The sequence below is a fragment of the Pontibacter rufus genome, assembly GCF_015694705.1.
Classification (GTDB): domain Bacteria; phylum Bacteroidota; class Bacteroidia; order Cytophagales; family Hymenobacteraceae; genus Pontibacter; species Pontibacter rufus.
The window spans coordinates 48,071-70,966 of the sequence record NZ_JADQDR010000007.1; the positions used below are offsets into that span (position 1 = coordinate 48,071).

21 protein-coding genes are annotated in these 22,896 nt (G+C 50.7%); 6 read left to right on the forward strand and 15 right to left on the reverse strand.

All coding sequences use genetic code 11. The annotated features are described in order from the left end of the window. Window positions 1-15 precede the first annotated feature (15 nt). The 13 genes from I2I11_RS12695 to I2I11_RS12755 all read right to left on the reverse strand — a co-directional run bounded on the left by I2I11_RS12695 (window position 16) and on the right by I2I11_RS12755 (window position 14,830). Window positions 16-213: a hypothetical protein gene (locus I2I11_RS12695; protein WP_196268094.1), complete on the reverse strand. Its 198-nt coding sequence runs from the start codon at window positions 211-213 to the stop codon at window positions 16-18. Between the two features lie 111 nt (window positions 214-324). Beyond that, window positions 325-2,514 (reverse strand): cytochrome-c oxidase, cbb3-type subunit I, encoded by a 2,190-nt coding sequence (gene ccoN / locus I2I11_RS12700; RefSeq protein WP_196268095.1) that lies wholly within the window; start codon window positions 2,512-2,514, stop codon window positions 325-327. Between the two features lie 292 nt (window positions 2,515-2,806). After that, window positions 2,807-2,980, reverse strand: a complete 174-nt coding sequence (ccoS, locus tag I2I11_RS12705) for a cbb3-type cytochrome oxidase assembly protein CcoS (RefSeq protein ID WP_196268096.1) — start codon at window positions 2,978-2,980, stop codon at window positions 2,807-2,809. Window positions 2,981-3,216: 236 nt separating this feature from the next. Then, window positions 3,217-5,613, reverse strand: coding sequence for a heavy metal translocating P-type ATPase (locus I2I11_RS12710; RefSeq protein WP_196268097.1), 2,397 nt, complete (start codon window positions 5,611-5,613; stop codon window positions 3,217-3,219). Between the two features lie 948 nt (window positions 5,614-6,561). Then, entirely contained in the window at window positions 6,562-7,932 is a 1,371-nt protein-coding gene (gene hemN, locus I2I11_RS12715) for an oxygen-independent coproporphyrinogen III oxidase (RefSeq protein WP_196268098.1), read from the reverse strand. Window positions 7,933-8,334: 402 nt separating this feature from the next. Beyond that, the gene (locus I2I11_RS12720) at window positions 8,335-8,850 is read right to left on the reverse strand and encodes an NUDIX domain-containing protein (RefSeq protein WP_196268099.1); all 516 of its coding nucleotides are present in this window, start codon (window positions 8,848-8,850) and stop codon (window positions 8,335-8,337) included. 58 nt (window positions 8,851-8,908) lie between these two features. Beyond that, window positions 8,909-9,928: an SDR family NAD(P)-dependent oxidoreductase gene (locus tag I2I11_RS12725; protein ID WP_196268100.1), complete on the reverse strand. Its 1,020-nt coding sequence runs from the start codon at window positions 9,926-9,928 to the stop codon at window positions 8,909-8,911. 110 nt (window positions 9,929-10,038) lie between these two features. Next, window positions 10,039-10,794: an outer membrane beta-barrel protein gene (locus I2I11_RS12730; protein WP_196268101.1), complete on the reverse strand. Its 756-nt coding sequence runs from the start codon at window positions 10,792-10,794 to the stop codon at window positions 10,039-10,041. A 169-nt stretch (window positions 10,795-10,963) separates the two neighbouring features. Then, window positions 10,964-11,869 (reverse strand): M28 family peptidase, encoded by a 906-nt coding sequence (locus I2I11_RS12735; protein ID WP_196268102.1) that lies wholly within the window; start codon window positions 11,867-11,869, stop codon window positions 10,964-10,966. Window positions 11,870-11,917: 48 nt separating this feature from the next. Next, on the reverse strand, window positions 11,918-12,145 hold the full coding sequence (locus tag I2I11_RS12740; RefSeq protein ID WP_196268103.1) for a hypothetical protein: 228 nt from the start codon (window positions 12,143-12,145) through the stop codon (window positions 11,918-11,920). 270 nt (window positions 12,146-12,415) lie between these two features. After that, a complete protein-coding gene (locus I2I11_RS12745; protein ID WP_196268104.1) occupies window positions 12,416-12,997 on the reverse strand; it encodes a hypothetical protein in 582 nt (193 codons plus the stop codon). A gap of 128 nt (window positions 12,998-13,125) precedes the next feature. Further along, on the reverse strand, window positions 13,126-14,013 hold the full coding sequence (locus tag I2I11_RS12750; RefSeq protein WP_196268105.1) for a M48 family metalloprotease: 888 nt from the start codon (window positions 14,011-14,013) through the stop codon (window positions 13,126-13,128). A 229-nt stretch (window positions 14,014-14,242) separates the two neighbouring features. After that, window positions 14,243-14,830 (reverse strand): hypothetical protein, encoded by a 588-nt coding sequence (locus tag I2I11_RS12755; protein WP_196268106.1) that lies wholly within the window; start codon window positions 14,828-14,830, stop codon window positions 14,243-14,245. Between the two features lie 507 nt (window positions 14,831-15,337). Here I2I11_RS12755 and I2I11_RS12760 point away from each other — a divergent pair. Further along, the gene (locus tag I2I11_RS12760; RefSeq protein WP_196268107.1) at window positions 15,338-16,687 is read left to right on the forward strand and encodes a PKD domain-containing protein; all 1,350 of its coding nucleotides are present in this window, start codon (window positions 15,338-15,340) and stop codon (window positions 16,685-16,687) included. 199 nt (window positions 16,688-16,886) lie between these two features. Here I2I11_RS12760 and I2I11_RS12765 read toward each other — a convergent pair whose 3' ends face one another. Both I2I11_RS12765 and I2I11_RS12770 read right to left on the reverse strand, forming a co-directional pair. Beyond that, window positions 16,887-19,148 carry a Tex family protein gene (locus I2I11_RS12765; protein ID WP_196268108.1) on the reverse strand — a complete coding sequence of 754 codons (2,262 nt, stop codon included), beginning with the start codon at window positions 19,146-19,148 and terminating at the stop codon, window positions 16,887-16,889. Window positions 19,149-19,368: 220 nt separating this feature from the next. After that, window positions 19,369-19,536, reverse strand: coding sequence for a hypothetical protein (locus I2I11_RS12770; protein WP_196268109.1), 168 nt, complete (start codon window positions 19,534-19,536; stop codon window positions 19,369-19,371). Window positions 19,537-19,925: 389 nt separating this feature from the next. Here I2I11_RS12770 and I2I11_RS12775 point away from each other — a divergent pair, with 389 nt between their 5' ends. The 5 genes from I2I11_RS12775 to I2I11_RS12795 all read left to right on the forward strand — a co-directional run bounded on the left by I2I11_RS12775 (window position 19,926) and on the right by I2I11_RS12795 (window position 22,714). Continuing rightward, the gene (locus I2I11_RS12775) at window positions 19,926-21,290 is read left to right on the forward strand and encodes a neutral/alkaline non-lysosomal ceramidase N-terminal domain-containing protein (RefSeq protein ID WP_196268110.1); all 1,365 of its coding nucleotides are present in this window, start codon (window positions 19,926-19,928) and stop codon (window positions 21,288-21,290) included. A 367-nt stretch (window positions 21,291-21,657) separates the two neighbouring features. Next, window positions 21,658-21,876, forward strand: coding sequence for a hypothetical protein (locus tag I2I11_RS12780; RefSeq protein ID WP_196268111.1), 219 nt, complete (start codon window positions 21,658-21,660; stop codon window positions 21,874-21,876). Window positions 21,877-21,959: 83 nt separating this feature from the next. Next, window positions 21,960-22,151 carry a hypothetical protein gene (locus tag I2I11_RS12785; protein ID WP_196268112.1) on the forward strand — a complete coding sequence of 64 codons (192 nt, stop codon included), beginning with the start codon at window positions 21,960-21,962 and terminating at the stop codon, window positions 22,149-22,151. 2 nt (window positions 22,152-22,153) lie between these two features. Next, the gene (locus I2I11_RS12790; RefSeq protein WP_196268113.1) at window positions 22,154-22,435 is read left to right on the forward strand and encodes a hypothetical protein; all 282 of its coding nucleotides are present in this window, start codon (window positions 22,154-22,156) and stop codon (window positions 22,433-22,435) included. 30 nt (window positions 22,436-22,465) lie between these two features. Beyond that, on the forward strand, window positions 22,466-22,714 hold the full coding sequence (locus tag I2I11_RS12795; RefSeq protein WP_196268114.1) for a hypothetical protein: 249 nt from the start codon (window positions 22,466-22,468) through the stop codon (window positions 22,712-22,714). Window positions 22,715-22,896: the final 182 nt, after the last annotated feature.

A 22,896-nucleotide genomic window follows, 5' to 3' on the forward strand; every position in this document is an offset into this window, starting at 1 on the left:
GCATATTGAAGCGGCTCATCGGTTGCTTCCTCCCCTGGTTAGCTCCAGTTCCTCGTCATCGGCACACGGCACCTTGCTCATGGCTTCCACGTGTTTTTTATCCAGCAACGTTACGTACAGCAACAGTCCGATAAAGAACAGGAAGAAAATGCTGAGCGAAATAAGCGGGTAAATATCGATACCGGCTATGTTCTGCAATACGTTCTTATACATGGCTATTTTGTTTTGGGACGTAAGACGCAGGACACAAGACACAGGACTTTTGAGTAAGGCTCTCTCCCATTTTTGTCTTATGTCTTGTGTCTAACGTCTTGTGTCTAAAATCTACTTTTGCTCTTCTTTCACTTTAATATCCGTGCCCAGGCGTTGCAGGTAGGCGATGAGGGCTACGATTTCGCGGGCTGGTTTTACCTCCAGGCCTTCTTTGTTCAGCTGTGCCGTAATCTGGTTGGCCTGCGCCAGCAATTCCTTGTTGCCGTTAGCAATGTCGGCATCGCTGTACGGTACGCCCAGTTTCTGCATCACTTTCATCTTCGGCTCGGTAGTGCTCATGTCGATGTCTTTCTCGAACAGCCACGGGTATGGCGGCATAATAGAACCCGGCGACATGGAGGTTGGGTCCATCATGTGGTGGTAGTGCCACGAATCAGGGTACTTGCTGCCCACGCGGTGCAAATCCGGACCAGTACGCTTGGAGCCCCACAGGAACGGGTGGTCGTACACGAACTCACCGGCTTTGGAGTACTCGCCGTAGCGCTCGGTTTCGGAACGGAACGGACGCACCATCTGGGTATGACAGCTCACGCATCCCTCTTTGATGTACACATCACGACCCTGCAGTTCCAGCGAAGTATAAGGCTTCACGCTGGCAATGGTCGGCACGTTGGATTTGATGACGAAGGTTGGGATGAACTCTACCAGGCCGCCAATCAGAATCGCTACGGTTGCCCATATAGCCATTTGCGTTGGGCGCTTCTCAATCCAGCTGTGCCAGTGGCGGTTGCCGGCTTCTTCTATACTTGCCATCGGCGGGGCTACAGCGGCTTCGTTGGATAGCAAGGCACCAGACTTTGCTGTTTTGTAGAGGTTAAACACCATCAGGAACACGCCGCTCAGGTACAGGATACCACCCACGCCACGCATGTAGTACATCGGGATAATCTGCATCACTGTTTCCAGGAAGTTCGGGTACTGCAGCATGCCTTCTTCGTTGAACTGACGCCACATCAGGCCCTGTGTAAAGCCGGCCCAGTACAGCGGAATAGCGTAGAACAGGATGCCCAGCGTGCCCAGCCAGAAGTGCGCATTCGCCAACTTTTTAGAGAACAGTTGTGTGTTGTACAGGCGTGGGAACAGCCAGTAAAGCATGGCAAATGTCAGGAAGCCATTCCAGCCCAGCGCTCCCACGTGCACGTGTGCAATAATCCAGTCGGTAAAGTGGCCGATGGCGTTCACGTTTTTCAGCGACAACAGCGGCCCCTCGAAGGTAGCCATACCATAGGCCGTAATTGCTACCACCATGAACTTGAGGATAGGCTCCTCGCGTACTTTGTCCCAGCCGCCGCGCAGTGTCAGCAAGCCGTTAATCATACCACCCCAGCTAGGTGCCAGCAACATCACCGAGAAAGCCGTCCCTAAGGATTGTGCCCAGTCAGGCAGCGCGGTATACAGCAAGTGGTGCGGACCAGCCCAGATGTAGATGAATATCAAAGACCAGAAGTGAATGATAGACAAACGGTACGAGTATACCGGGCGATTCGCCGCTTTGGGCAGGTAGTAGTACATCAGGCCCAGGAACGGCGTGGTCAGGAAGAACGCCACAGCGTTATGGCCATACCACCACTGCACCAGTGCATCCTGCACGCCGGCATAGCCTGAGTAGCTTTTCAGGAAGGAAACCGGAATTTCGTAGGAGTTTACTGTGTGCAGTACGGCTACTGTTAAGAACGTAGCGATGTAGAACCAAATGGCCACATACAAGTGGCGCTCACGGCGCTTGGCAATGGTGCCAAACATGTTCCAGCCGAAAATTACCCATACTACTGTAATGGCAATGTCAATCGGCCACTCCAGCTCGGCGTATTCTTTGGTAGAGGTAAAGCCCAGCGGCAGGGTAATTACGGCGGCAAGTATAATCAGCTGCCAGCCCCAGAAGTGAATCTTGCTGAGTTTGTCGCTGAACATGCGGGCCTTGCAAAGACGCTGCAGCGAGTAGTATACGCCCATAAAAATGGCGTTGCCCACAAAGGCGAAAATAACGGCGTTGGTGTGCAAGGGGCGGATACGACCAAACGTGGTGTATTCGGTGCCCATGTTTACGGCCGGGTTCGCCAGCTGGAAGGCAATCAGCACGCCAATCAGCATACCGGTTACGCCCCAGAACATAGTGGCTACTCCAAAATTCCGGACAATCTTGTTGTCATAAAAGAAGGTCTCGGCTGCCCGGTGCACCGAGTGGTCGGGCACTTTCCGGTCGGGCGCATTTTCTAAGACTGTTGCTACACTAGTTGACATGTGCGGTGTCCTCCATTAATTAAGATGATGTATGAGTTTATTGGTAATGCTTGTGTTTTCTGACACTGCAAAATTGAGCAAGTGCCGCTTCTGAAAAGATGACGGAAGTCATGTTCCGGGGTGATTGATGTCAGAATCAGGATTTGCCGGATGATAGGATGGACAGGATTAATCAATAAAGCATCCCGCTGGTGCGGACACAATCCTATCCTTCCTGGCGCAAGTCTTAAGCGCAGCATGACTTGTGACGAAGTATGATGGAAGTCTCCAGACTTCCGTGAGCAAGAGTAACTTACTTCTTCGGCTCAGGCTGTTTCGTACCGCTGACTTCATTATCGAAAAGCACGCGCACGGCGGGGGTGTAATCGTCGTCGTACTGACCGGATTTTACGGCCCACAAGAAAGCACCGAGGAAACAGGCAGCCACTGATACGCTGAAACCGATAAGAAGAAAGATGATGTACATTTTGAGTTTAAAAGTTAGAGAGTTAAAAAGTTAGAAAGGGAAGCCTTGAAGACCTCGCGGTGTCCTTGGACCCGCGAGTGTCTGAATCAGGATTTACAGGATTAGAGGATTTGCGGGATTCCAAGTTAAACAATACAGACTATTATGCTTTTTAGCGCTGGTGCGAGCTTGTAGCTCGTACTTATTCTGAATCCTGTCAATCTCAAAATCGTGTAAATCCTGATTCAGACAATTTGCTATAATCCCGCCCGTTTCGCTGAAAACTTTACTGCCAGCGTGGCGAACAGAATCACGCTTAGTGAGCTGATGGGCATCAGGATTGCGGATACGATGGGTGAGAACAGTCCCTGCACGGCAAAGGTGAGGCCGACCACATTGTACACCAGCGACACGGCGAAACTGGCCAGGATGATGTTCATGCTCTTTTTGGAGAAGCCAATGAACTGGCTCAACTTGTCGAAAGCACTGGCATCCAGGATGGCGTCGCAGGACGGCGAGAAGTTGGTGATACTGTTGGTGAGCGCAATGCCCACATCGCTCTGGCGCAGGGCACCGGCGTCGTTCAGGCCGTCGCCCACCATCAGCACGTGGCGGTTCTCGCTTTTCAGATGCTGCACATACTCCAGCTTCTGCACCGGCGACTGGCTGAAATTCAGCTCTGCCTCCTCTCCCAGGAGCTCCCGCAGGCGCGCGGCCTCGTGGTTGTTGTCGCCGGAAAGAACTGAAAGTTGCTTGTCGCGCAGGTCGTGCAGAATTGCTTTCAGGCCGGGGCGATACACGTTGTAGAAGGTATAAAAGCCCAGCACCATGCCATCCAGCGACACGTATACCGTTGTTTTCAACGCATCTTTATCTGCCGGAACGCCCACATAAGCTGCCGAACCGATGCGCACCAACTGGCCGCTTACTTCGCCTACCAATCCTTTTCCGGCAAACTCCTGAAACTGTTGCACCGCCTGCACCTGCCCTGCCATACTCTGGAAAATGCGCTGGCTGAGCGGGTGTGTGGAGTGGCGCAACACCGATTTTATACTTTGCTGTTGGGCAGGCGTGAGCGCCTTCCCGGTATAGACCAGCTCTGCCGCACTCGGCTCTGTAAGGGTGCCGGTTTTGTCGAACACCACCGTATCAATTTTGGACAACGTTTCGACCACTGCCGTGTTTTTCAGGTAAAACTTGTTCTTGCCGAAAATGCGGAGCGTGTTTCCATGTACAAACGGTGTAGAAAGCGACAACGCGCAGGGGCAGGCGATAATGAGCACCGAGGTAAAGGCTTTCATCGCCATGTCGGTATCGCGGGGCACCCAGTAAAGGAGCGCGCCGGCGGCTACCAGAAACGTAACCAGTATAAACCATTTGGCCGCTACGTTGGCGTAGGTGTCGATTCCCTGCGCTTCGTTTTTGGAGAAGATGGTATTGTTCCAGAGCTGTGTGAGGTAGCCCTGCGATACTTCTTTCACCACTTCCAGCTCGATGCTTTCGCCCACCTGGCGGCCACCGGCATAAATCACCTCGCCTACCACTTTCTCCACCGGCTCCGACTCGCCCGACACAAAACTATAGTCAATCATGGCCTGACCGCGCAACAGGATGGCATCGGCAGGTACAAGCTCCTGGTTGCGGATACGGATGCGGTCGCCCGTTTTCAGGTTACGCACCGCCACCGATACCTCCTCGCCCCGCTCCTTGATTACGGTGATGGAAACCGGAAAATACGAAGTATAATCGCGGTCGAAGGAAAGCGTATCGTAGGTCTTTTGCTGAAAGTATTTGCCAATCAACATAAAGAAAACAAGCCCGGTAAAGGAGTCGAGGTATCCGGCACCATTGCGGAAAACAATGTGGTACACGCTCATGATAAACAGCGCCGCCAGCCCCAGCGAAATCGGCATATCGATGTTGATGATGCGCTGGCGCACGCCCTGCCAGGCTGCCGTAAAAAAGCCGCGGGCACTGTACCCGAGCACGGGCAGCGAGAGCAACAAACTCAGGTAACTAAAGAACTGTCCGTAGGTTTGCTGGATACCGGCCCCTGCCAGGTAATCGGGGAAGGCCAGCAACATGACGTTACCGAAGCAAAATCCGGCAATGCCTAATTTAAAGATGATGTCGCGGTTGGGTTTGGTGGCTTTTTTACCGTCGGTATCGGCCAGCGTGATGGCGGGTTCGTAGCCGATGCGGGCCAGCAATTGCACCACGTCGCGCAGGCTGGTTTGCTGGTGCAGGTAAGTAACAGAAACCTCTTTGCGCAGGAAATTAACAGTAGAAGCCGAGATGCCGGGGTTGAGTTTGAACAGGTTTTCGAGCAACCAGATGCAGGAGCTGCAGTGCATCTGCGGCACATAAAACGTGAGCTTGCAGATGCTGTCGTTGCGGAAACTGATGAGCTGCGCTTCCACGCCGGCATCGTCTAAGTAAGCGAAACGCGATTCGGTCACCGGCTGTTTGCCTGTGATGCCGGGGTTTTGCTCTAAAGTATAGTAGGTACAGAGGTTGTTTTCCTCAAGCAATTCGTACACGGTTTTGCAGCCATCGCAACAGAACACTTTTTCGTGCGCCACAATGGGCCCCTCATTGCAGGTGTCCCCGCAATGGTAGCAATGCTGGATATCGGTTTGGAGTGCGGCTTCCATCTCAATTTTCCTTTTATAGTTCTCCTACAAAAGTAATTTGACACGATGGCCTAAAAGATGATGAAGGTCATGGTTGTGGGTGATTATCGTCAGTAGGAAAAGGGATGGGCGGCTATACCTTTGTTCTATCAAACAGCAACAAGTGAGTTGTTTACTGAAAGAGTTTAAGTGTTTAGTTTAAGAGGTGCCAGCGCTGCACCAGGTATACAAAGCGCGAAAAGGCAGGTTACGTTGTAGCCTGCCTTTTCTGTTTTGAATCAGGATTTACAGGATTTGTCTGAATCATGATTTTCAGGATTAATGGATGGACAGGATGTGAGGATTAGAATATGATAATGTTCCTGTTTCAAGTTTCCTCTTACTACCGCAAGTTTGAGCGCAGCGGTAACTTGTGGTTGCATATGATGCCAGTTTGTAACTGGGGTAAGTATTCATCTGAATCAGGATTTATAAGATTAAAAGATGAACAGAATTATACTTTAGACTTACTCTTGTAAGCTATGCAACAGACACATTAGCCAAGTGCAGAACGTGACGATTTTTTGTTTGAGCGTCAGCGAGTTCAAAATCGTCTTGATTCTTTTGCTTACTTTTCTCATCAAGGAGAAAAGTAAGGCCTAGCCGGCGAGGCGAAAGCTGATTAGAAGACTTGATTGTGAAGTATAGGTTAGGTCTGTATTTAAAAACATCACCTTACTTCAGCAATCATACTTATCAGTACCTATACTTACGCCAGTTACAAACTGGCATCATACGCAACCACAAGTTACCGCTGCGCTCAAACTTGCGGTAGTAAACGAAGGACACGGGCTGCAAGCCCGCGCCAGCGAAAGACTAAAGTATAGTTAACCTAAAGTATTACCTGCCCATCCTGGGGTAGGGGCCCTCGAAAAGATTCAGACAAATACCCATTTCTAATTTTTAATTTTTAATTTCTAATTATTAAAATCATATCGCTTTGCTGAACACCTGTTCCCCTACTCTTTCGGAGTGCTGCAGCTTTTGGTCGAAGACCATGCAGATGTTGCGGATAAAGGCTTGGCCCAGAGTGGTTACTTGCAGGGAGGTTTTAGTGCAGGCAATCAGGCCTTCGGCTTCCATTTGTTGCAGTTCAGTTTGCCCGGCTACACCAATGAGTTGAAGCAATTCTTCGGTCAGTTGCAGCCCTCCTTTGCAGGCGATGCTTAAAATAGCCTCTTTCAGCAACAGGTCTTCGTCTGTTAAAAAGTGGCCTTTCAGTACGGCCAATTCACCCTCTAAAACTACTTCTTTGTAGGACTCAACGGTCTTCTTGTTTTGCATGTAGGCATACTTGGCATCGCTGATGGAGGACGTGCCGAGGCCAATCATCAGGTCCGTCTGGCAGGTGGTGTAGCCCATAAAGTTGCGGTGCAGCTCTTTGCTTTGCAGGGCTTTGCAGAGGGTATCGTGTGGCAGGGCAAAGTGGTCCATGCCGATATCGGTGTAGCCCAATGCCTTAAATTTTTCCAGGCCCAGCTCATACAGCGCACGCTTTTCCACGTTGTCGGGCAGGTCTTTTTCGGTATAGCTGCGCTGGCCGGGACTCACCCAGGGCACGTGGGCGTACGAGTAAAAGGCAATGCGGTCGGGCATCAGCGTCGCCACTTTGTCAATGGTTTCGCCTACACTTTTCAGCGTCTGGTAGGGTAGGCCGTAAATCAGGTCGAAGTTCACGGATTCGTAGCCAATGCGGCGGGCTTCGTCCGTAACGTGCTTTACGTTTTCGTAGGGCTGAAAGCGGTTGATGGTGAGCTGTACTTGCAGGTCGAAGTCCTGGATGCCGTAGCTTACCCTTCTGAAGCCCAACTCATAGAGCGTTTGCAGGTGCTCGGTGGTGGTATTGTTGGGGTGGCCTTCAAAGCTGAACTCCTTTTCAGGATGCAGTTCGGCACCGGCATAGAGGCGTTCCAGCAACAACCGCAGGTTCTCGGGACTGAAAAAAGTGGGCGTGCCGCCGCCCAGGTGCAACTCGCGGATGATGGGCTTCTCGGGGAACTGCGCCAGGTATAGTCCCCACTCGGCCAGTATGGCCTCGATGTAGCCGCCTTCTACGCCATGGTTTTTGGTGATACGCTTGTTGCAGCCGCAGTAGGTGCACAACTTTTCGCAAAACGGCAGGTGCAGGTATAAACTGATGCCTTTGGTGGCGTTCGACTCGGCAAAAGTGCGTTTTACTACCTGCAGCCACTGGCTGACTTCCGGCTTCTCATCGTCCCAGAACGGAACGGTGGGGTAACTGGTGTAGCGCGGAGCGGGTACGTTATACTTTTGTACTAATTGTTCTTTGTGCGTGTTCATGGTGTGCGGCCATTTTGTTTTTCGAGCTGCCTCCCCAACCCAAGTGGCTGGCTTACATTTCAGCTGCAAAATTGGCCACGGGCAGGCCGCCGGCAAATGATACACCGCAGCCCCGCAGGTGACTTTCGTCATTAATGGCTGCTTCTGCAGGAATCTCGATACGGCAGAGCAGAAACAGAAAAGCAATTGTTTGGATAAGGCGTAGCCTAAATTTTCTATAACCACAAAGAGGCATTCGGCACTGGGTTATCTATCGCCCTATCTGTTCTTCTGCAAGAAACAATGGCTGTCTATAAAAACCTTCCAATAAAACATTGCAAGGTTTACTCTCTCAGGCCACCGCTTGTAGTGTCCTTCATACTTATTAAACCTATCTACCTATAAACAAGTACCGAATAACAACTACTTTCTCTGCAGCCGCGCCCACTGCTGCGCGATAATGGTTTTGGCATCCGGCGTTTGAAGCTGCTCCAGTTCTTCGGCAGTGTACTTCATTAGCTGGATGTGCTCGTTCTCCCCGCTGTTGCCGCCGCCTTTGGCATGCTGCTCTGATACTTCAGCATAGTATAGCGTTACTTTTTCGGTAGCTGCGCCTGGCGAAGAATAGAACGTATAAAGTTGCTCCAGGTGATCTACGGTATAGCCGATTTCTTCCTCAATCTCGCGTTTTATACTTTGCTCCGGCTGTTCGCCTTCATCTATCATACCGGCCACCACCTCCACCAGTTCAGATTCTGAACCAATTCTAAACTGCCGGGTAAGAACGTAATGTTCAGTTTTGGTATCGTATACGAGGGCGGCAACGGCGCTGCCTCTTTCAAACTGCTCACGGGTAAAAGTCTGTCCTTCCTGCGCTACCGTCAGCTTGTATATTTTAAAGTAGCCATCGTAAGCTTTTTCTCTTTTTTTGATCTCCATAGCTTTTAAATCAGTTTCCGGGCAACTCCGCCCCTGAAAGTATAAATTAAGGTTGATGCTAAAGTTCATTATTTTTCCGGGCTGCCTGCTGTGTACGCGCTGTCAGACCCGACATCGACAACCTGGATTCGCTCTCGTACCCTTTGGCCCTGCTTTTTCCGATACCGCCCTCTCCGGGAAGCATCCTGTTCACCAGTCCCATGATATCGGCTGTCAGGCCGGGCGCCACGCCGTGCAGCAATACACCAAATTTGGCAGGCAAAGTGGTGGTTACTGTGGCATCGCCGTGGCGCAGGGCGTTCAGCATATTACGGGCCGATGCCTCCGCGCTCATCGCCGTCAGCGGGCTCGAATCTACTATCTTAAACAGCGCATACTCCTCTTTGTGATGCCCCTTTGCAATGGCGTTGCGCGGACTGCCGGTTACCATCAGCCCCGGCGTAGCAGTAGTTACCATAATGCCATACTGCTTCAGCTCCGCCCGCAGCCCCTCCGACAGGCCAACTAACGCAAACTTGCTGGCGCTGTAAGGCACCAGGTGCGGCACACTAATTCTGCCGCCAACAGAGGCAATGTTCAGGATGCGGCCGCCTCTGGCTCTCATCTCCGGCAGCACCGCCAGTATCGTGTACAGCGCGCCCCAGAAATGTGTATTCATTGCTTCCTCGTACTCCTGCACCGCCATTTCCGTAACTGGCCCAGCCTGAATAACGCCGGCACTGTTGATAAGCACATCGATGGGGCCGAAGGTGTTCTGCACCTGTACGATCAGGTCGTTTACTTCCTGCTCCTTCGTTACATCGCATTTCAGGGCAAGCACGTCGGCTCCTTTGCCGGTTAGTTCCCGATGCGCCTCTTCCAGTTGGCGCTCGTTGCGGGAGCAAAGCACCAACCGGGCGCCCTCGTCTGCCAGTTGCCGTGCCATCACCAGGCCTAGACCACGCGCACCGCCCGTAATCAGCACGACTTTCCCGTTAAAATCATAGGCTTGTAATGTCCGGCTGATGGTGCGGGCCGCCATCAATGCCCCTGCGCCGGCAGCCAGCCACCACAGCAATTTCTTTTCGTCCGTTTTCATGGTTGCAGATTTGTTTTGCTCCTGCGGCTGTTTAGCCGCCGCATACATGTACGGCAGCCTGCACCAGTGGTTAAACCTCCTGGCAGGCAAGAAGTGCAGTATTATTTTGATTACCGGGAAAAAAGGCGGTTTGCTACAGTGGGCGTGTACATAATTTTGACAGATGCCACACCATAGTGATCTTTATAGATGAGGTTGCGGCCCAAATTCCGGCCATCGTTGTCGAGGTAATCGGAGGAGGTTACATGGTAAATCAGCTCCGGTGCCACGCTTAATGCATCTGTAAAACGAAACCGCAGCCCGCCTCCAAATGGAATAACTGCTGCTATGGCCGGGTAGTTCCTGGCCGGCTCATACTTGGTCTGTGCTTCATTCAGCTTTCCCTGGCCCGGATAAGAAGTAGGATTATAGTATATAAAGCCAAGCCCTGCTGTCAGGTAGGGCACAATAAAACGCTTCTGCGACGATCGGTAATTGCCGCTCCCGCGGTAGCTGTCTGCCAGGTTAAAAACAGCGCTTCCGGTAACTTCTATTACATCCGTCTGGAAAGATATATTGCGGGGATGGCGCGGGTTACTTTCCTGCGCGCCCAGGCGTGCATACCCTATGCTGCCACTGACGCCAAACCACGGCGACATCTTATACAACACGCCCATACTTACCTGCGGCCCGAAATTATTACAGCCCCAGCCTTTACAGATATCGCTTTTAACGGCGGCCATACCGCCGCTAACCTGCAGCACAAATCCTCTTTCCGGCACATTGCTCGGTCTGTCCTTATTCAGAAAGCGCAGTTGGGCAGAAGCGGTGAATGGCAGCAGGGCAACAAGAGCAAGTATAAAAAACGTGTAAATGTGCCTGTGCATAGTTTGGCCGGATTTGATTGTTGGGTACCGAATGTAAGCTCCGGCAGGTATACATAATTTTGTTCTCTTCCCTACGTATGGTGCACCAAATGGATGAAGTATCCTGCCGGCTTTGCGAAGCGGCAGGTGCGGCAAAGTATAAATATTCGGGTTTATGGCAGTGTTACCTTTATTTCAGCTTCTCCAGGTTTCTGTCCATCAGCTTCACAAAATCAATAACCAATGCAGCGGCATCCGGATAAAAACTGGTGTTGATGTTGCGGTACTCATCGGATGGCTGGTGATAATGCGGGTGATCTTCCACACCAAAATACATGTACGGAATATGCTGCTTAAAAAAAGCATAGTGGTCCGACTGGTTGGTCCAGTCATCGTGCTGTTGCTCAGGGCGGTCGTGGCCCAGAACAAGCCTGGCGTGGGGCCGCGGCTGAATCTGAGCCAGGTAGGGCTTCAGCTGCGGATTGTTGTAAGCGCCGCTGGCATACAGTTCACCTTTGTCGTTGATGCTGAGCATGTCCATGTTCACGTTTAGCAGGATATTTTGCAGCGGCACCGGCGGGTTGGCCACAAAGGCTTTTGCTCCCTGCAATCCCTGCTCCTCGCCATCCAGGGCTGCAAAAATAATAGTGTGCTTGGGCTGATGCTGCTTAAAGTATGTGGCCGCTGCCAGCAAAGCGCCTACGCCGGAGGCATTGTCATCGGCGCCGTTGTATACTTCTCCGTTGCGGGTGCCTACGTGGTCGTAATGTGCCGTTATCACAATGGCTTTAGTAGACTTACCCGGAATGAAGCCTACCAGGTTGGTTGCCTTGTCCACTGTCAACCGCTTGTTTTCGAAGCGGAAGTGCTGTACATAATCTTTGTTGTAGGCTTGCAGGCCTATTTCCTTAAAGCGTTGTTGGATATAGTCCTGCGCCATGCGGTTGCCTTCGCTGCCGCTGAGCCTGCCGCCCATCGAGTCTGCAGCAAGTACCTTAACATCATGCAGCAACTGTTGTTTGTTCAGCACGCCGCCCTGTGAACAGCCGAGCAGCGGCAGGGCCACAAGTATGGCCAGGACAAGTATATTTTTCATATCAGCGTTAAAATACGAATGTAACAGAAGCGGCTGTATCCGCCAAACCTATGCAGCCCTGAAAGTTGACCAGGATATCCAGCTTTTCTGCTGTGCAGCAAGCCGGAGGTTTTTGGCAGATTGATCCGTAATAGTCAGGCTGCGCTCTATTTCCTGTGCATACGTGCCATTCTGCTCCCAGAATTCACCTTTCAGCACCCATCCTTTTTGCAGGTATGCTTTTACTGTGCTGGCCAGCAACTGCAGATTGCCTGCCTGTATCACCTCATATTCCATGGCTTTGATGTTAAAAATGACGAAATCAAATCTTGTAATACAAGGAACATGCCGCACTGCATTGATCGGAAGCAAATAATGACGGGCCTTGATGAATGGTAATTTAGAATATATGTGCTACTGAAGAATCAAAGGGATTTAAGAGGCTTTGCCTGATATGTCTAAAGCGCTCCTGCCCGCCGCCAGCATTTGAGAGATAACAATCATCCTCGCTGCATTAAAGGTTCTGATAAAGTAACAGAGCCGGACTTGCGGGCCCGGCTCTGTTGTTTACTTTTTGATGTTGATAAAGGAAGGAAGTTCCACCGGCCCCACAGAGGTTTGGATGGTCGGCTTAATTTGCAGTATAACATCCGGCCGCTTTTCTTTCTCGCTGTTGAGCAGCGTAGTCAGGCGCAGCAGGTTGTTTAAATCGGCTCCGCCGTTTACTTCTGCAAATTTCAGGGGCGTATTCACCGTAATTGTATTCAGTCCATTTTTAAGTTCTACCGGCTCCTGCACAATACCACTCACTGCCTCCTGCTCGTCTACCAGCAATTGCCATTTTAACTGCGTTACCGTCATGGTGCGATCTTCGTTGCCTTCGCCTAAATTTACGTTTAGCCCCAGCGTTGACTTCGCCTGAAGGCTATTATCAGAGAAAGCCATGAAAAGAGCCGTGGCATCAGCCATAGAAAAGTCCTGAGCGCCTTTTTTATCCAGCATGTTAATGCCGTTTACGCGCACCTCATCTATACTTTCCAGGCTATATTCCGCTTCTTTAAAAGCATCTATGTCGTTTTTGGTTTTACAGGCAAAGCCCAGCAACAGCAAGGCCAGCAGCAACGCACCGTTTCTAATTTTCTGAGTCATGTATATTTTTACCTTTAATGATTTTACCTGAACGGGCAATTTAGCAAAAGTATAAGTGAAGCCCTAAATGCAGCAGCCACTCCTGCTCAGAAAACAGGAGTGGCTGCCGGATAATTTATACTGCCTGGTTATGAAAAGTAGCCAACGCGCTCTCCCTGGCGGTTTACGACTACACCATCTGCCGTAATGAACAGCGGCTGGTACTCGGTTTCGAAGTAATAGGGATAATCTGAATCACCGGTTTCATTTAGCGCGCCGATTACCTGTACGCCCTCCTCGGTCAGGTGCACCAGTTGCATGCTTTTCGTTAAATAAAACTGCTCATCGGGCGCAGCGTTGAAGTTAACCCGAGTCAGCACCTGGCGGCTGTCGAGGCTGACGCGTTGTACTGTCTGCCGTGGAGCACGCTGTGCCGGCCTGCTCACAATAGCACGGCTATCCGGCTGCGGCGACTTGGCACTGGCCAGCAGCTGATCGTTGGCCTTGCGCCAGCCTTTGCTGATAGCGGCCAGCCGGTAGCTTTTGCCCGGGTGAGTGCTGGAATTGCCCTCCTCCGACAGCAGGTTGATTGCTGCTTGTGCATCTGCCAGGTTGGCACCTAGCTTGCGCAGGACAAAACCCGAGAACTCATCCGCTTCCAGCTCATCGGCCACGTTGCTTCCGCCTCCTTTTAAAGTATGGCCATTCAGGTGGTGGCCTATTTCGTGCGCCAGAATACTGACACCGGCCCAGTCGGTATGCACCGCGTTGTTGATAGCTGCCAGAAAATCCTCGTTGTAAAGAATGTAGCGCTGGCCGTTGTAGATTACTGCGGCAGCATTGTCAATGTCGGCAGGGCGCAATTCAAACCTGGGCTTGAGGCCTATCACGTTGATTATTTCCTGCACAATATCGCGGGCGCCGGTGGTAGCCACGGTTGTTGTTGCAGGTGCAGCAGCAGGTTGCACTGCAGCTTGTGTAAGTACCGGGGCCAGCAGCAAACCCAGTATAAAAGTTATTTTTTTTAAGTATTGCATATATTACCTTGTGTTTAAAGCGAAGATTCCGGTTGTATTACATGCAACGTGAAGAAAGCTTCAGCAAGTATACAGCAGGAAGGATAACTTATCTAAGCAAGTTTTCTGCCAAAGTTTAGGTGAACAGCATATTTGATTTAGCAAAACGTACTAAAATCAAAGTTGCCGAAGTATAACAATGCTTTTAAGTGCCACAAAAGACTTAATTTCAGCTAAAATTCCTGTTGATTTAGCTTTGCGCAGGTTGGCCCACCGTAATATAGCCGGGCGCCTCCACATCCCCGACCGGCGTTTTTATAGTTGGTTTTATTTGCAGTGTCAGGTTCCGGCGCAGGTTCTGCTTTTTGGCAAGCAGCGTCATCAGCTTTGAAAGGCCCTCATAGTTGCGAATGCCTTCCTGCTCTGCCATCAGCACACTGGTGTTTACCGGCAGTTTATTCAGACCTTCATGCAGGATCATTGGCTGGTTTATCGTACCTGTCAGCGTCTCTTCGCCATCCACCAGTAGCTGCCATTCAAGTCTGGTAACAGTCATACTACTCGCCTCGTCCGGTGCGGGCAGCTGTACGTGTAGGTATAAAGTGGTTGAGGCTTTCAGCGTGTTATCAGAGATAGAGGCAAGCAAGCTGTCGCCCTCCTGCGTCGTAAAATCATTGGGGCTGCGTTTCTGCATTACGTCTATCCCATCGAGCTTTACATCGTGCACCTCGCTTAAACTGTAAGTTGCCTCTGTAAAGGCTTTTAAATCGCTGACCTGGCGGCAACCCAAACTCAACACCAGCAGCAGTAAAGTATAAATTATTGTTTGCGTCTTCATCCTGTCTCATCTGTCTACTCCGTCATCAGCAAATTATGCACCAGTTATACGTCTTTTACTGCACCCCTGGTGGTTAACAGTAATTATAGCGAAAAACCCGCCTCCACAAGATATGCTATAATGGCAAGAGCGACAGCAGCAGCAACGCAGCAAAGTTACGACTTCTGGCAGGTGGCTAAATATAGATAATACCGGAATGCAGCCCTCTCAGGCAGCTACGTTTATCATCAGTATAAGCGACTCTCCTATTCCATATCTGACAGCCGCCTTTGTTTATTCATACGCTCATATACATATTTTACCATATTCATTGCCTATCTATTAACTGGTTACCACCCATAAAAAAGCAACTTACACCATTATTTATGACCTCATACCTTGGAAATAGTAAACATAATTGTACATAGTATCCTATAACGGCAGTTTTAATGCTACATCCCAGTACCGATGCTTTTGCATTTGGCGCTACCTGTTTTACTTATATAATTATACCCTTAAATTTTTGTAATGAGAACAACTTTACGCTTCACGTTTCTTTTTGTATTATTTTATGGACGGATTTTCGCGCAAACCGGCTCCCAAGCCCTGAATTGTACTAGGACCCCTAACCCGGCGCTGCAAAGCCTGCAGGTTTCGCGTATGCAATCGGTTGAAAGTGCACAAAGCCAGACGAATGCCAACCGTGTGGCAGTTATTTATGTGCTTCCGAAAGACGCCCCCTACAGTGATGCGGAGTACAAAGCAATTGTGAAAGTGATGCGTGAGATACAGGCCTGGTACCAGCTAAACACCGGCGGGGTTACATTTACTTTTTCTTACCCAGATACAGTGCAGGTGTACAGGTGCAAACAGGAAACCAGCTATTACCAGAGCGACTGGTGGGGCAAGCTGCTGCCCGAAATGCAGGCACAGGGACAACCCATCTGGAAAAACGGCACGGTGGCCAGCCTCTGGGTTAAATCCGGTAACCGCTATGGTTTAGGGCTGGGCGCTCAGTGGTGCGACGGCTATTGCGGCGTAGCCATGGCCGCCATCGAAAATTTTCCGCAATTTAACAGCTACTACTCGGGAGGCGTTGGGGTAGATGCCTGGCCGGCGGTGCCACACGGTACGATGGCACACGAGCTGGGCCATGCTTTTGGCCTGGCGCATCCCTCAGAAGTACCGGCGCTGCAGGACGTGGCCAACCATAGCGTTATGCAGACACACTGGAACTACCCTTCTTATGCGCCGCCCGCTGAAAGCCCCTGGGGTTTCCTAACCCTGGAGCGACAGACGCTGCAGGCCAATCCCTTTATGCAGAAGTATATCAAACTGAAACAGATTTATGATGCTGTACCCGTAAACCTGCCGGTTACGGGCCCGCTGCCCAGGGTGAGGTTTGATGAAACGGAAGATGATCTTACAGTGAAGCTCCAAAATAAAAGTTCAGGCGCCAGTTTGTATTACTGGACTTTCGGCGACGGCACAGTCAGTAACTATACTTCGCCGGCACATACTTATGGCAAAGCCGGCACGTATACCCTTACGCTGCGCGGCTCCGCCAAAAACGGGATGATGCAGCAGTACCGGCAAACTATACGGGTAGATAAAAAAAGCAAGCCTATCGCTTTCGGCAGGTTGCTGATATATCCGAACCCCAGCATTGACGGCCGCTACACTATTTTTTTCCCGCCCCTTAATATTCCGCTTACCATTACAGTACTGGACGGCATGGGCAGAGTGGCCTTGGAAGAAAAAATGGCAGCAGCAGGTGGCATGATCAGGCTGGATCTGAATAATTTTAAGAGGGGCTTCTATTACGTAAAATTCGAAGTAAAAGGCTTTGCACTTGTACAAAGGGTAGTAAAGCTATAGAAAAGGCTCTTCTCAAGACTTAATAGTACAAGGGCCCGGTAATAATTACTGGGCCCTTGTACTATTAAATACAGCATCCACTTTTGGCAACACGAGGTTTCAAAGCATCTAGCGGGCGCTTCATTACTTTTTACCAAGGCTCTTGCAGAAAGTAAAAAATTGAGCCTGATTTATTCCCGCCAGTTTACCTGCAAATTGTCTATTTAAACATGCCTTTCAGCTTGGCCAGCTTCGCCTGAAAATCATCCATCGGCGCTTCTTCTTTCTCTTTGCGGCCATCGCCCTTCTTAGCACTACCACCGCCTGCAGGCCGCGCGGCGTTCGGGTCGCCTTTCATACTTAGCGAGATCCGCTTGCGGTTTACATCCACTTCCAACACGGTTACCTCTACTTTCTGACCTACTTTCACCGCCTCGTGCGGGTTGCTTACAAAACGATCAGAGAGATGACTTACGTGTACCAGGCCATCCTGATGCACACCCAAATCTACAAAGGCGCCGAAAGCCGTGATGTTGGTTACGATGCCGGGCAGTTTCATACCGGCACGCAGATCGTTTATTTCGTTCACACCTTCTGTAAAGCTGAAGGCTTCGAAAGTCTGGCGCGGGTCGCGGCCAGGCTTGGCCAGTTCGCTCACAATATCCTGCAAAGTCGGCAGACCCACCGTATCTGTCACATATTTTTTAAGGTTGATCTGCTTGCGCAACTCTTCTTTCTGCATTAAATCCAGAACCGTTACGCCCAGGTCTTTGGCCATCTGCTCCACAACCGGGTAGCTTTCGGGGTGTACGGCAGAAGCATCCAGCGGATTTACAGCATCGCGGATGCGCAGGAAACCGGCCGCCTGCTCAAAGGCTTTATCACCTAAGCGGGCTACTTTTTTCAGCTCGGTACGTGTGCGGAACGGGCCGTTCTGGTTGCGGTAATCCACAATGTTCTGCGCCAATGCAGGCCCCAGGCCCGATACATACGTTAGGAGTTGCTTGCTGGCGGTGTTCACTTCCACGCCCACCGCATTCACGCAACTCATCACCACATCATCCAGCGAGTGCTTCAAAGCCGACTGGTCTACGTCGTGCTGGTATTGGCCAACGCCAATGGATTTAGGATCGAGTTTCACCAGTTCTGCCAGCGGGTCCATCAGGCGGCGGCCAATAGAAACGGCACCACGCACGGTAACATCCTGATCCGGAAATTCCTCGCGGGCCACATCCGAAGCCGAATAAATGGAAGCGCCGCTTTCGTTCACCATTACCACCTGCACCGATGCGGGTAGCTTCAGACTTTTCACGAACGCTTCTGTTTCGCGGCTAGCAGTGCCGTTGCCAATAGCGATGGCCTCCACCTCATACTTATCTACCAGGCTTTTAATACTTTGTCCGGCTTCCTGCGCCTTGTACTGCCCGGTGTGCGGGTACACGTTTTCGTTATGCAACAGCTTGCCCTGCTTATCCAGCACCACCAGTTTGCAGCCTGTCCGGAAGCCCGGATCTAATGCCAGCACGGTTTTCTGGCCCAGCGGCGAGGACAGCAGCAACTGGCGCAGGTTATCGGCAAACACGCGTATGGCTTCTTCGTCGGCGCGCTTTTTCGAACTCAAGCGTACTTCGGTTTCCATACTTAGCTTGAGCAAACGCTTGTAGCTTTCTTTTATCGCCAGCTTCACCTGCTCCGAAGCAGCGTTGTTGCCCTGCACAAATATATCCTCCAGTTTCGCCAGTGCGGCTTCCTCTTCGGGCTGCGCACTAAGCATCAGTATCATTTCGGCTTCACCGCGGCGCATGGCCAGTATGCGGTGCGACGGCGACTTCTCTATCGGCTCCTCCCACTCAAAGTAATCTTTATACTTCTGGCCTTCTTCTTCCTTGCCCGCCATCACACGGCTTTTAAACACGCCTTTTTTCTCGAACAGCTGGCGCATGGCGGCGCGTGCTTCGGCGTTTTCGTTTATCCATTCGGCCATAATGTCGCGGGCGCCGGCCAGCGCTTCGGCAGTGTCTTTCACCTCTTTTTCTTCAGAGATAAAATTGGCAGCCTCAGCTTCCACATCAAAGTTCTCCTGCTGAAAAATATACTCCGCCAGCGGCTCCAGGCCTTTTTCACGGGCGATGGTGGCTTTGGTGCGGCGCTTCGGTTTGTAAGGCAGGTAAATATCTTCGAGGGCAGCCATGGTTTCGGCAGCCATAACCTGCGCTTCCAGTTCCGGCGTCAGCTTCTGCTGATCGCGAATGGATTTAAGGATGCTTTCGCGGCGCTTGTCCAGTTCGCGCAACTGCTCCAGCCTGTCGCGGACGGCGGCAATCTGCACTTCATCCAGCGAACCAGTGGCCTCTTTGCGGTAACGGGAAATAAACGGCACGGTAGCCCCCTCATCCAACAGCGCAGCGGTGGCCTCTACCTGCTTAATAGTAATGGTAAGTTCGGTGGCAATCTTTAAAAGATGTTCTAAATTCAATTCCATTGTATAGTTTGGGAAATAAACAAAAGATGAAGGACAAAGCACCTGCCTTTGCCGCTCTCGTTCCAACGCTTTCAGTTTTGATTCGGCTCGTTAGCAGCCGGCAAATTTAAAGCATATTGGCCGATTACAGAAACAAGTGCCCTGGTAAATACATCTTTTTACTTTTCCGCCGCCTCTACTCCATCCAGGAGAATGACACAATATCTTCATGCTGATGTTGTTATGCTTGTTTGGCAGGGAAGTATGCCGGGAAAAGTATAAGCGAAGTATGGTTTGGAAACCGGAATGCCTGCCGCCAGTGTCTGGCAAAGTATAAAGTGGGTATAAGGGACAATACCGGAGAGAAAGCCGCTGTTATCTGTGGTGCATAAGCACAATGATCTCTCATGCTTCGGCAAGTATAAATGACTGCATTATACTTGCCGGAAGCATAAAAAGCCTGTACCGCAAATACTAACGGGCGTTTGCAGAAGCCCTCCGCCGGTTGCGCTGGCGCCGCCAGTGACGTCGGTGCGCCTCCATATGCCTGAAGTAGTCTCTGAAGCTGTCGGGCTGGAAAAGCAACCAGAAAGCGCCTGCAGCAATAAAACCTAATATAATTAACCACCACATCATATTATACTTTACGAAGAAGCAGTCAAAACAGTTTATTCAAATTTATACATATAGAAGTATGTTGATAATCAGCAAAAAGAGTCATCAGATTTATTTTTGTCAGGTGAATGATAAGCAGCCTTTATATTTTGTGCTGTAAGAGGCAGATGTATTATCTTCGCCATGTTGAAACGCATCCATTGTTATACTTCCCTCTCCGGCTGCCTGTGCTGGTTGCTGCTGCTGTGCCAAAGCTGCGTGGTACCGCGACTGGACGAAAGGCCTTACGCACAAACCGCCTATTACAAAAAAACAATTGACCAGTTGCAGCAAACAGTGCCAGAAGCCACTACAGGCGATACCCTGCAGGTGGGCTGGGCAAAAGTAAACATTACGCCACCCGTGGGCACTCCGATGGCAGGTTATGGCAAGCGGCGCGGCATGCGGTACGAGCAGGTACACGACTCCGCCTGGGCACGCACTTTCGCCTTCAGCAACGGCAGCAGCCAGGCTTACCTTGTGTCGCTGGACATGCTGATTGCGCCCATGCGCGTAGCAGCGTTACTGGAGCAGGCATATCCGAAACTGGGCCTGCAACCCGGCCAGGTATACCTGACGGCCACCCATACTCACACCAGCTTTGGCGGTTGGCAGAGAAAGCTGGCCGGGCGCATCATGGCAGGTAAGTATAACCCACAGGTAGTACAGCAAACAGTACAGGCCATTCTGCAAAGTATACAACTCGCGCAGCAAAACCGGCAGCCCGCCCGCATCGGCTACGGCCAGGTGAGCGCTGCAGCGCTGGTCCGCAACCGCCTTACCGGCGCTACCGCCAACCTCGATTCTACCCTTCGCTTTATCAAATTTGAACAAACAGACGGCAACACGGCTATACTCTGTACGTTTGCGGCCCACCCTACCATCCTGCCGTCTATGCAGCCTGTGCTTTCCAGGGATTATCCGGGCGAGCTGGTAGATGCGCTGGAAAAGGAAGTGACTTTTGCTGCCTTTGCAGCCGGAGCCGTGGGCAGCCACCAGGCCGTGTATACCGGCGAAACGTTTGAGAGTACGGCAGCAGTAGGACGCCAGCTGGCACAAGCCATACAGCGCAAGTTGCCGCAGGTTGCCATGGCTTATACTTTCAGGCTCGGTTCCGCCCAGAGGCCCCTCTACCTGCCGCAGCCGCAATGGCGCATCGGCGAGCACCGGCGTTTTGCGCCGGGCTTGTTTTATACTTTCTTTGGTAAGTATACTGCATCTGTAAACCTTTTGCAGTTGGGCAACATCGTGCTGCTGGGCGTACCTGCCGATTATTCGGGGGAGTTTATGCCGTTGCTGGAGGCGCAGGCCGCACGGCAGAACCAGCATGTGCTGCTAACAGGCTTTAACGGCGGCTACGTAGGCTACATTATTCCGGACGAGCACTACCAGCTGCACAAGTATGAGGCGCGGGCCATGAATTTCTTTGGTCCTCATGCCGGCAGTTACCTTACCGACATCCTGCTGCAATTACTAAAACGCTCCGGTATACCTGCTACTGCTCCCTGAACATACAGCAATACCCGGCCGGATTTCAGCTTACCAAGACCAGGCGAACGGCACATCAGGCCATACCTGGCTCATCCACCTGGTTTCGCATTATCTGTATTTAATCGGCTATACTCAAGGCTTAATATCCCGGCCGGGATTACAGTGCCACTGCTGCCCCTGGCCGCGCTGCCGGGAGGCTTTGTAGAACGCAGATCTGGCACAAAATTGGCAATGGGTTTAAAATACAATTAGATAATAAGCCTGTACTTATGAAAGTAAATGCTTATCTTCAAAAAGTTAAATAACATTTAACTGATATCAGAGTTTAACTAAGTATACCCAGAGGCAAAACTCTTTTGGGCTGAGATCTAAAAACAACGAAATAATGGAGCTGATAGAAATGATTTCATCAAACATAATCTTATTGATAACCCGATTATTATATTTTATAAAGGTTCGGCTTAGTTCTATACTGCCACAGCATAGAATTACTAACCAGACTGTAGGAACAGGCATTCTTTTGTCAGGTATACTGGCAGATATATTGCGCTGGCTGGGCCTGGGGCCAAAACTGCAGCCACAACCTATTCCTGTAAAGAATTAAGCGGGCAGACAGCTTTAAACAAGAGCCGATCAGCATTAAGTATTATCGCAGATTGATTATCTTTGAAAGTATACCAGCCTATTTTGGCAATGCTTCGGATGATGAAAAACGTGATGTGTATACTTTTTGTGCTGGCCGGCTCTTTTGCTTTCGGGCAGCAGCCAGTCAGCTACCATAACCTGGCACTGGAAGGTTGCGACATCCGTGGCATTATTATAGTGGCGGCGCCTTCGAACGCCAGAACGGGTAATGCATACTTCCAACGTTTCCTTTAAACATGCAAAAGCTATTTCCCCTGGTTCCGGCTCTGCTTTTCAGCCTGATGCTTCTCGGCTCCTGCAGCAAATGCGATAAGCCCACTATTACGCAGCTGAAGTCTGAAGACCGGACGTGGCTGCCATACGAACAGGGCAGCAGCGTCCGGTTTGTAAATGAGTCTGGGACAACAGTGCTGTATACTTGTACAAGCGCCACAACAGCATACGTGCCTGCCGAAGGATACAGTACTGCCGACAAGTGCATCGATAAACAAAATGAGGAAGCATCCTGCATCATTTAGGACACCAAACACCAGTATCCGCCTTTGGGCATGTTCATCCGCCGCAGTCCTGACAATTTTATAGTGCAGGTGGCAGCAGAAAACGAGGGTTCCTGGGAACTGGAGGAGAAAAATCCCCAATACCCTGTGCTACAGGTAAATGGGGCAAACTACACCAATGTATTTGAGGTGAAGCCGGACAGCACCAAACCCACCGACCTGAAACGTCTGCTGTATAACAAAGAAGCTGGCTTTATCAGCGCAGAATACTACGACGGCCGCTTGCTTCAACTGGAGTAACAACGCCGGAAAAAAGTATAAAAGTAAGCACAGCAGTTGCCCTGTATACCTTTATACTTTCACAATAATCCGGCGTGCTTTACAAAGGGTCATACTTAAAAGAAGGGAGGCTAAAACAAAGCAATATCTGCCATGTGCATTTTATGAGCCTTCACTGTTCGAGCGTTCAGCGAGTTTGGAGG

What these genes read in the sequence shown, in the direction of transcription:
- I2I11_RS12695 (WP_196268094.1), bottom strand. Translation starts at nt 213, where the DNA reads ATGTATAAGAACGTATTGCAGAACATAGCCGGTATCGATATTTACCCG.
- ccoN (WP_196268095.1), bottom strand. Translation starts at nt 2,514, where the DNA reads ATGTCAACTAGTGTAGCAACAGTCTTAGAAAATGCGCCCGACCGGAAA.
- ccoS (WP_196268096.1), bottom strand. Translation starts at nt 2,980, where the DNA reads ATGTACATCATCTTTCTTCTTATCGGTTTCAGCGTATCAGTGGCTGCC.
- I2I11_RS12710 (WP_196268097.1), bottom strand. Translation starts at nt 5,613, where the DNA reads ATGGAAGCCGCACTCCAAACCGATATCCAGCATTGCTACCATTGCGGG.
- hemN (WP_196268098.1), bottom strand. Translation starts at nt 7,932, where the DNA reads ATGAACACGCACAAAGAACAATTAGTACAAAAGTATAACGTACCCGCT.
- I2I11_RS12720 (WP_196268099.1), bottom strand. Translation starts at nt 8,850, where the DNA reads ATGGAGATCAAAAAAAGAGAAAAAGCTTACGATGGCTACTTTAAAATA.
- I2I11_RS12725 (WP_196268100.1), bottom strand. Translation starts at nt 9,928, where the DNA reads ATGAAAACGGACGAAAAGAAATTGCTGTGGTGGCTGGCTGCCGGCGCA.
- I2I11_RS12730 (WP_196268101.1), bottom strand. Translation starts at nt 10,794, where the DNA reads ATGCACAGGCACATTTACACGTTTTTTATACTTGCTCTTGTTGCCCTG.
- I2I11_RS12735 (WP_196268102.1), bottom strand. Translation starts at nt 11,869, where the DNA reads ATGAAAAATATACTTGTCCTGGCCATACTTGTGGCCCTGCCGCTGCTC.
- I2I11_RS12740 (WP_196268103.1), bottom strand. Translation starts at nt 12,145, where the DNA reads ATGGAATATGAGGTGATACAGGCAGGCAATCTGCAGTTGCTGGCCAGC.
- I2I11_RS12745 (WP_196268104.1), bottom strand. Translation starts at nt 12,997, where the DNA reads ATGACTCAGAAAATTAGAAACGGTGCGTTGCTGCTGGCCTTGCTGTTG.
- I2I11_RS12750 (WP_196268105.1), bottom strand. Translation starts at nt 14,013, where the DNA reads ATGCAATACTTAAAAAAAATAACTTTTATACTGGGTTTGCTGCTGGCC.
- I2I11_RS12755 (WP_196268106.1), bottom strand. Translation starts at nt 14,830, where the DNA reads ATGAAGACGCAAACAATAATTTATACTTTACTGCTGCTGGTGTTGAGT.
- I2I11_RS12760 (WP_196268107.1), top strand. Translation starts at nt 15,338, where the DNA reads ATGAGAACAACTTTACGCTTCACGTTTCTTTTTGTATTATTTTATGGA.
- I2I11_RS12765 (WP_196268108.1), bottom strand. Translation starts at nt 19,148, where the DNA reads ATGGAATTGAATTTAGAACATCTTTTAAAGATTGCCACCGAACTTACC.
- I2I11_RS12770 (WP_196268109.1), bottom strand. Translation starts at nt 19,536, where the DNA reads ATGAGAGATCATTGTGCTTATGCACCACAGATAACAGCGGCTTTCTCT.
- I2I11_RS12775 (WP_196268110.1), top strand. Translation starts at nt 19,926, where the DNA reads ATGTTGAAACGCATCCATTGTTATACTTCCCTCTCCGGCTGCCTGTGC.
- I2I11_RS12780 (WP_196268111.1), top strand. Translation starts at nt 21,658, where the DNA reads ATGGAGCTGATAGAAATGATTTCATCAAACATAATCTTATTGATAACC.
- I2I11_RS12790 (WP_196268113.1), top strand. Translation starts at nt 22,154, where the DNA reads ATGCAAAAGCTATTTCCCCTGGTTCCGGCTCTGCTTTTCAGCCTGATG.
- I2I11_RS12795 (WP_196268114.1), top strand. Translation starts at nt 22,466, where the DNA reads ATGTTCATCCGCCGCAGTCCTGACAATTTTATAGTGCAGGTGGCAGCA.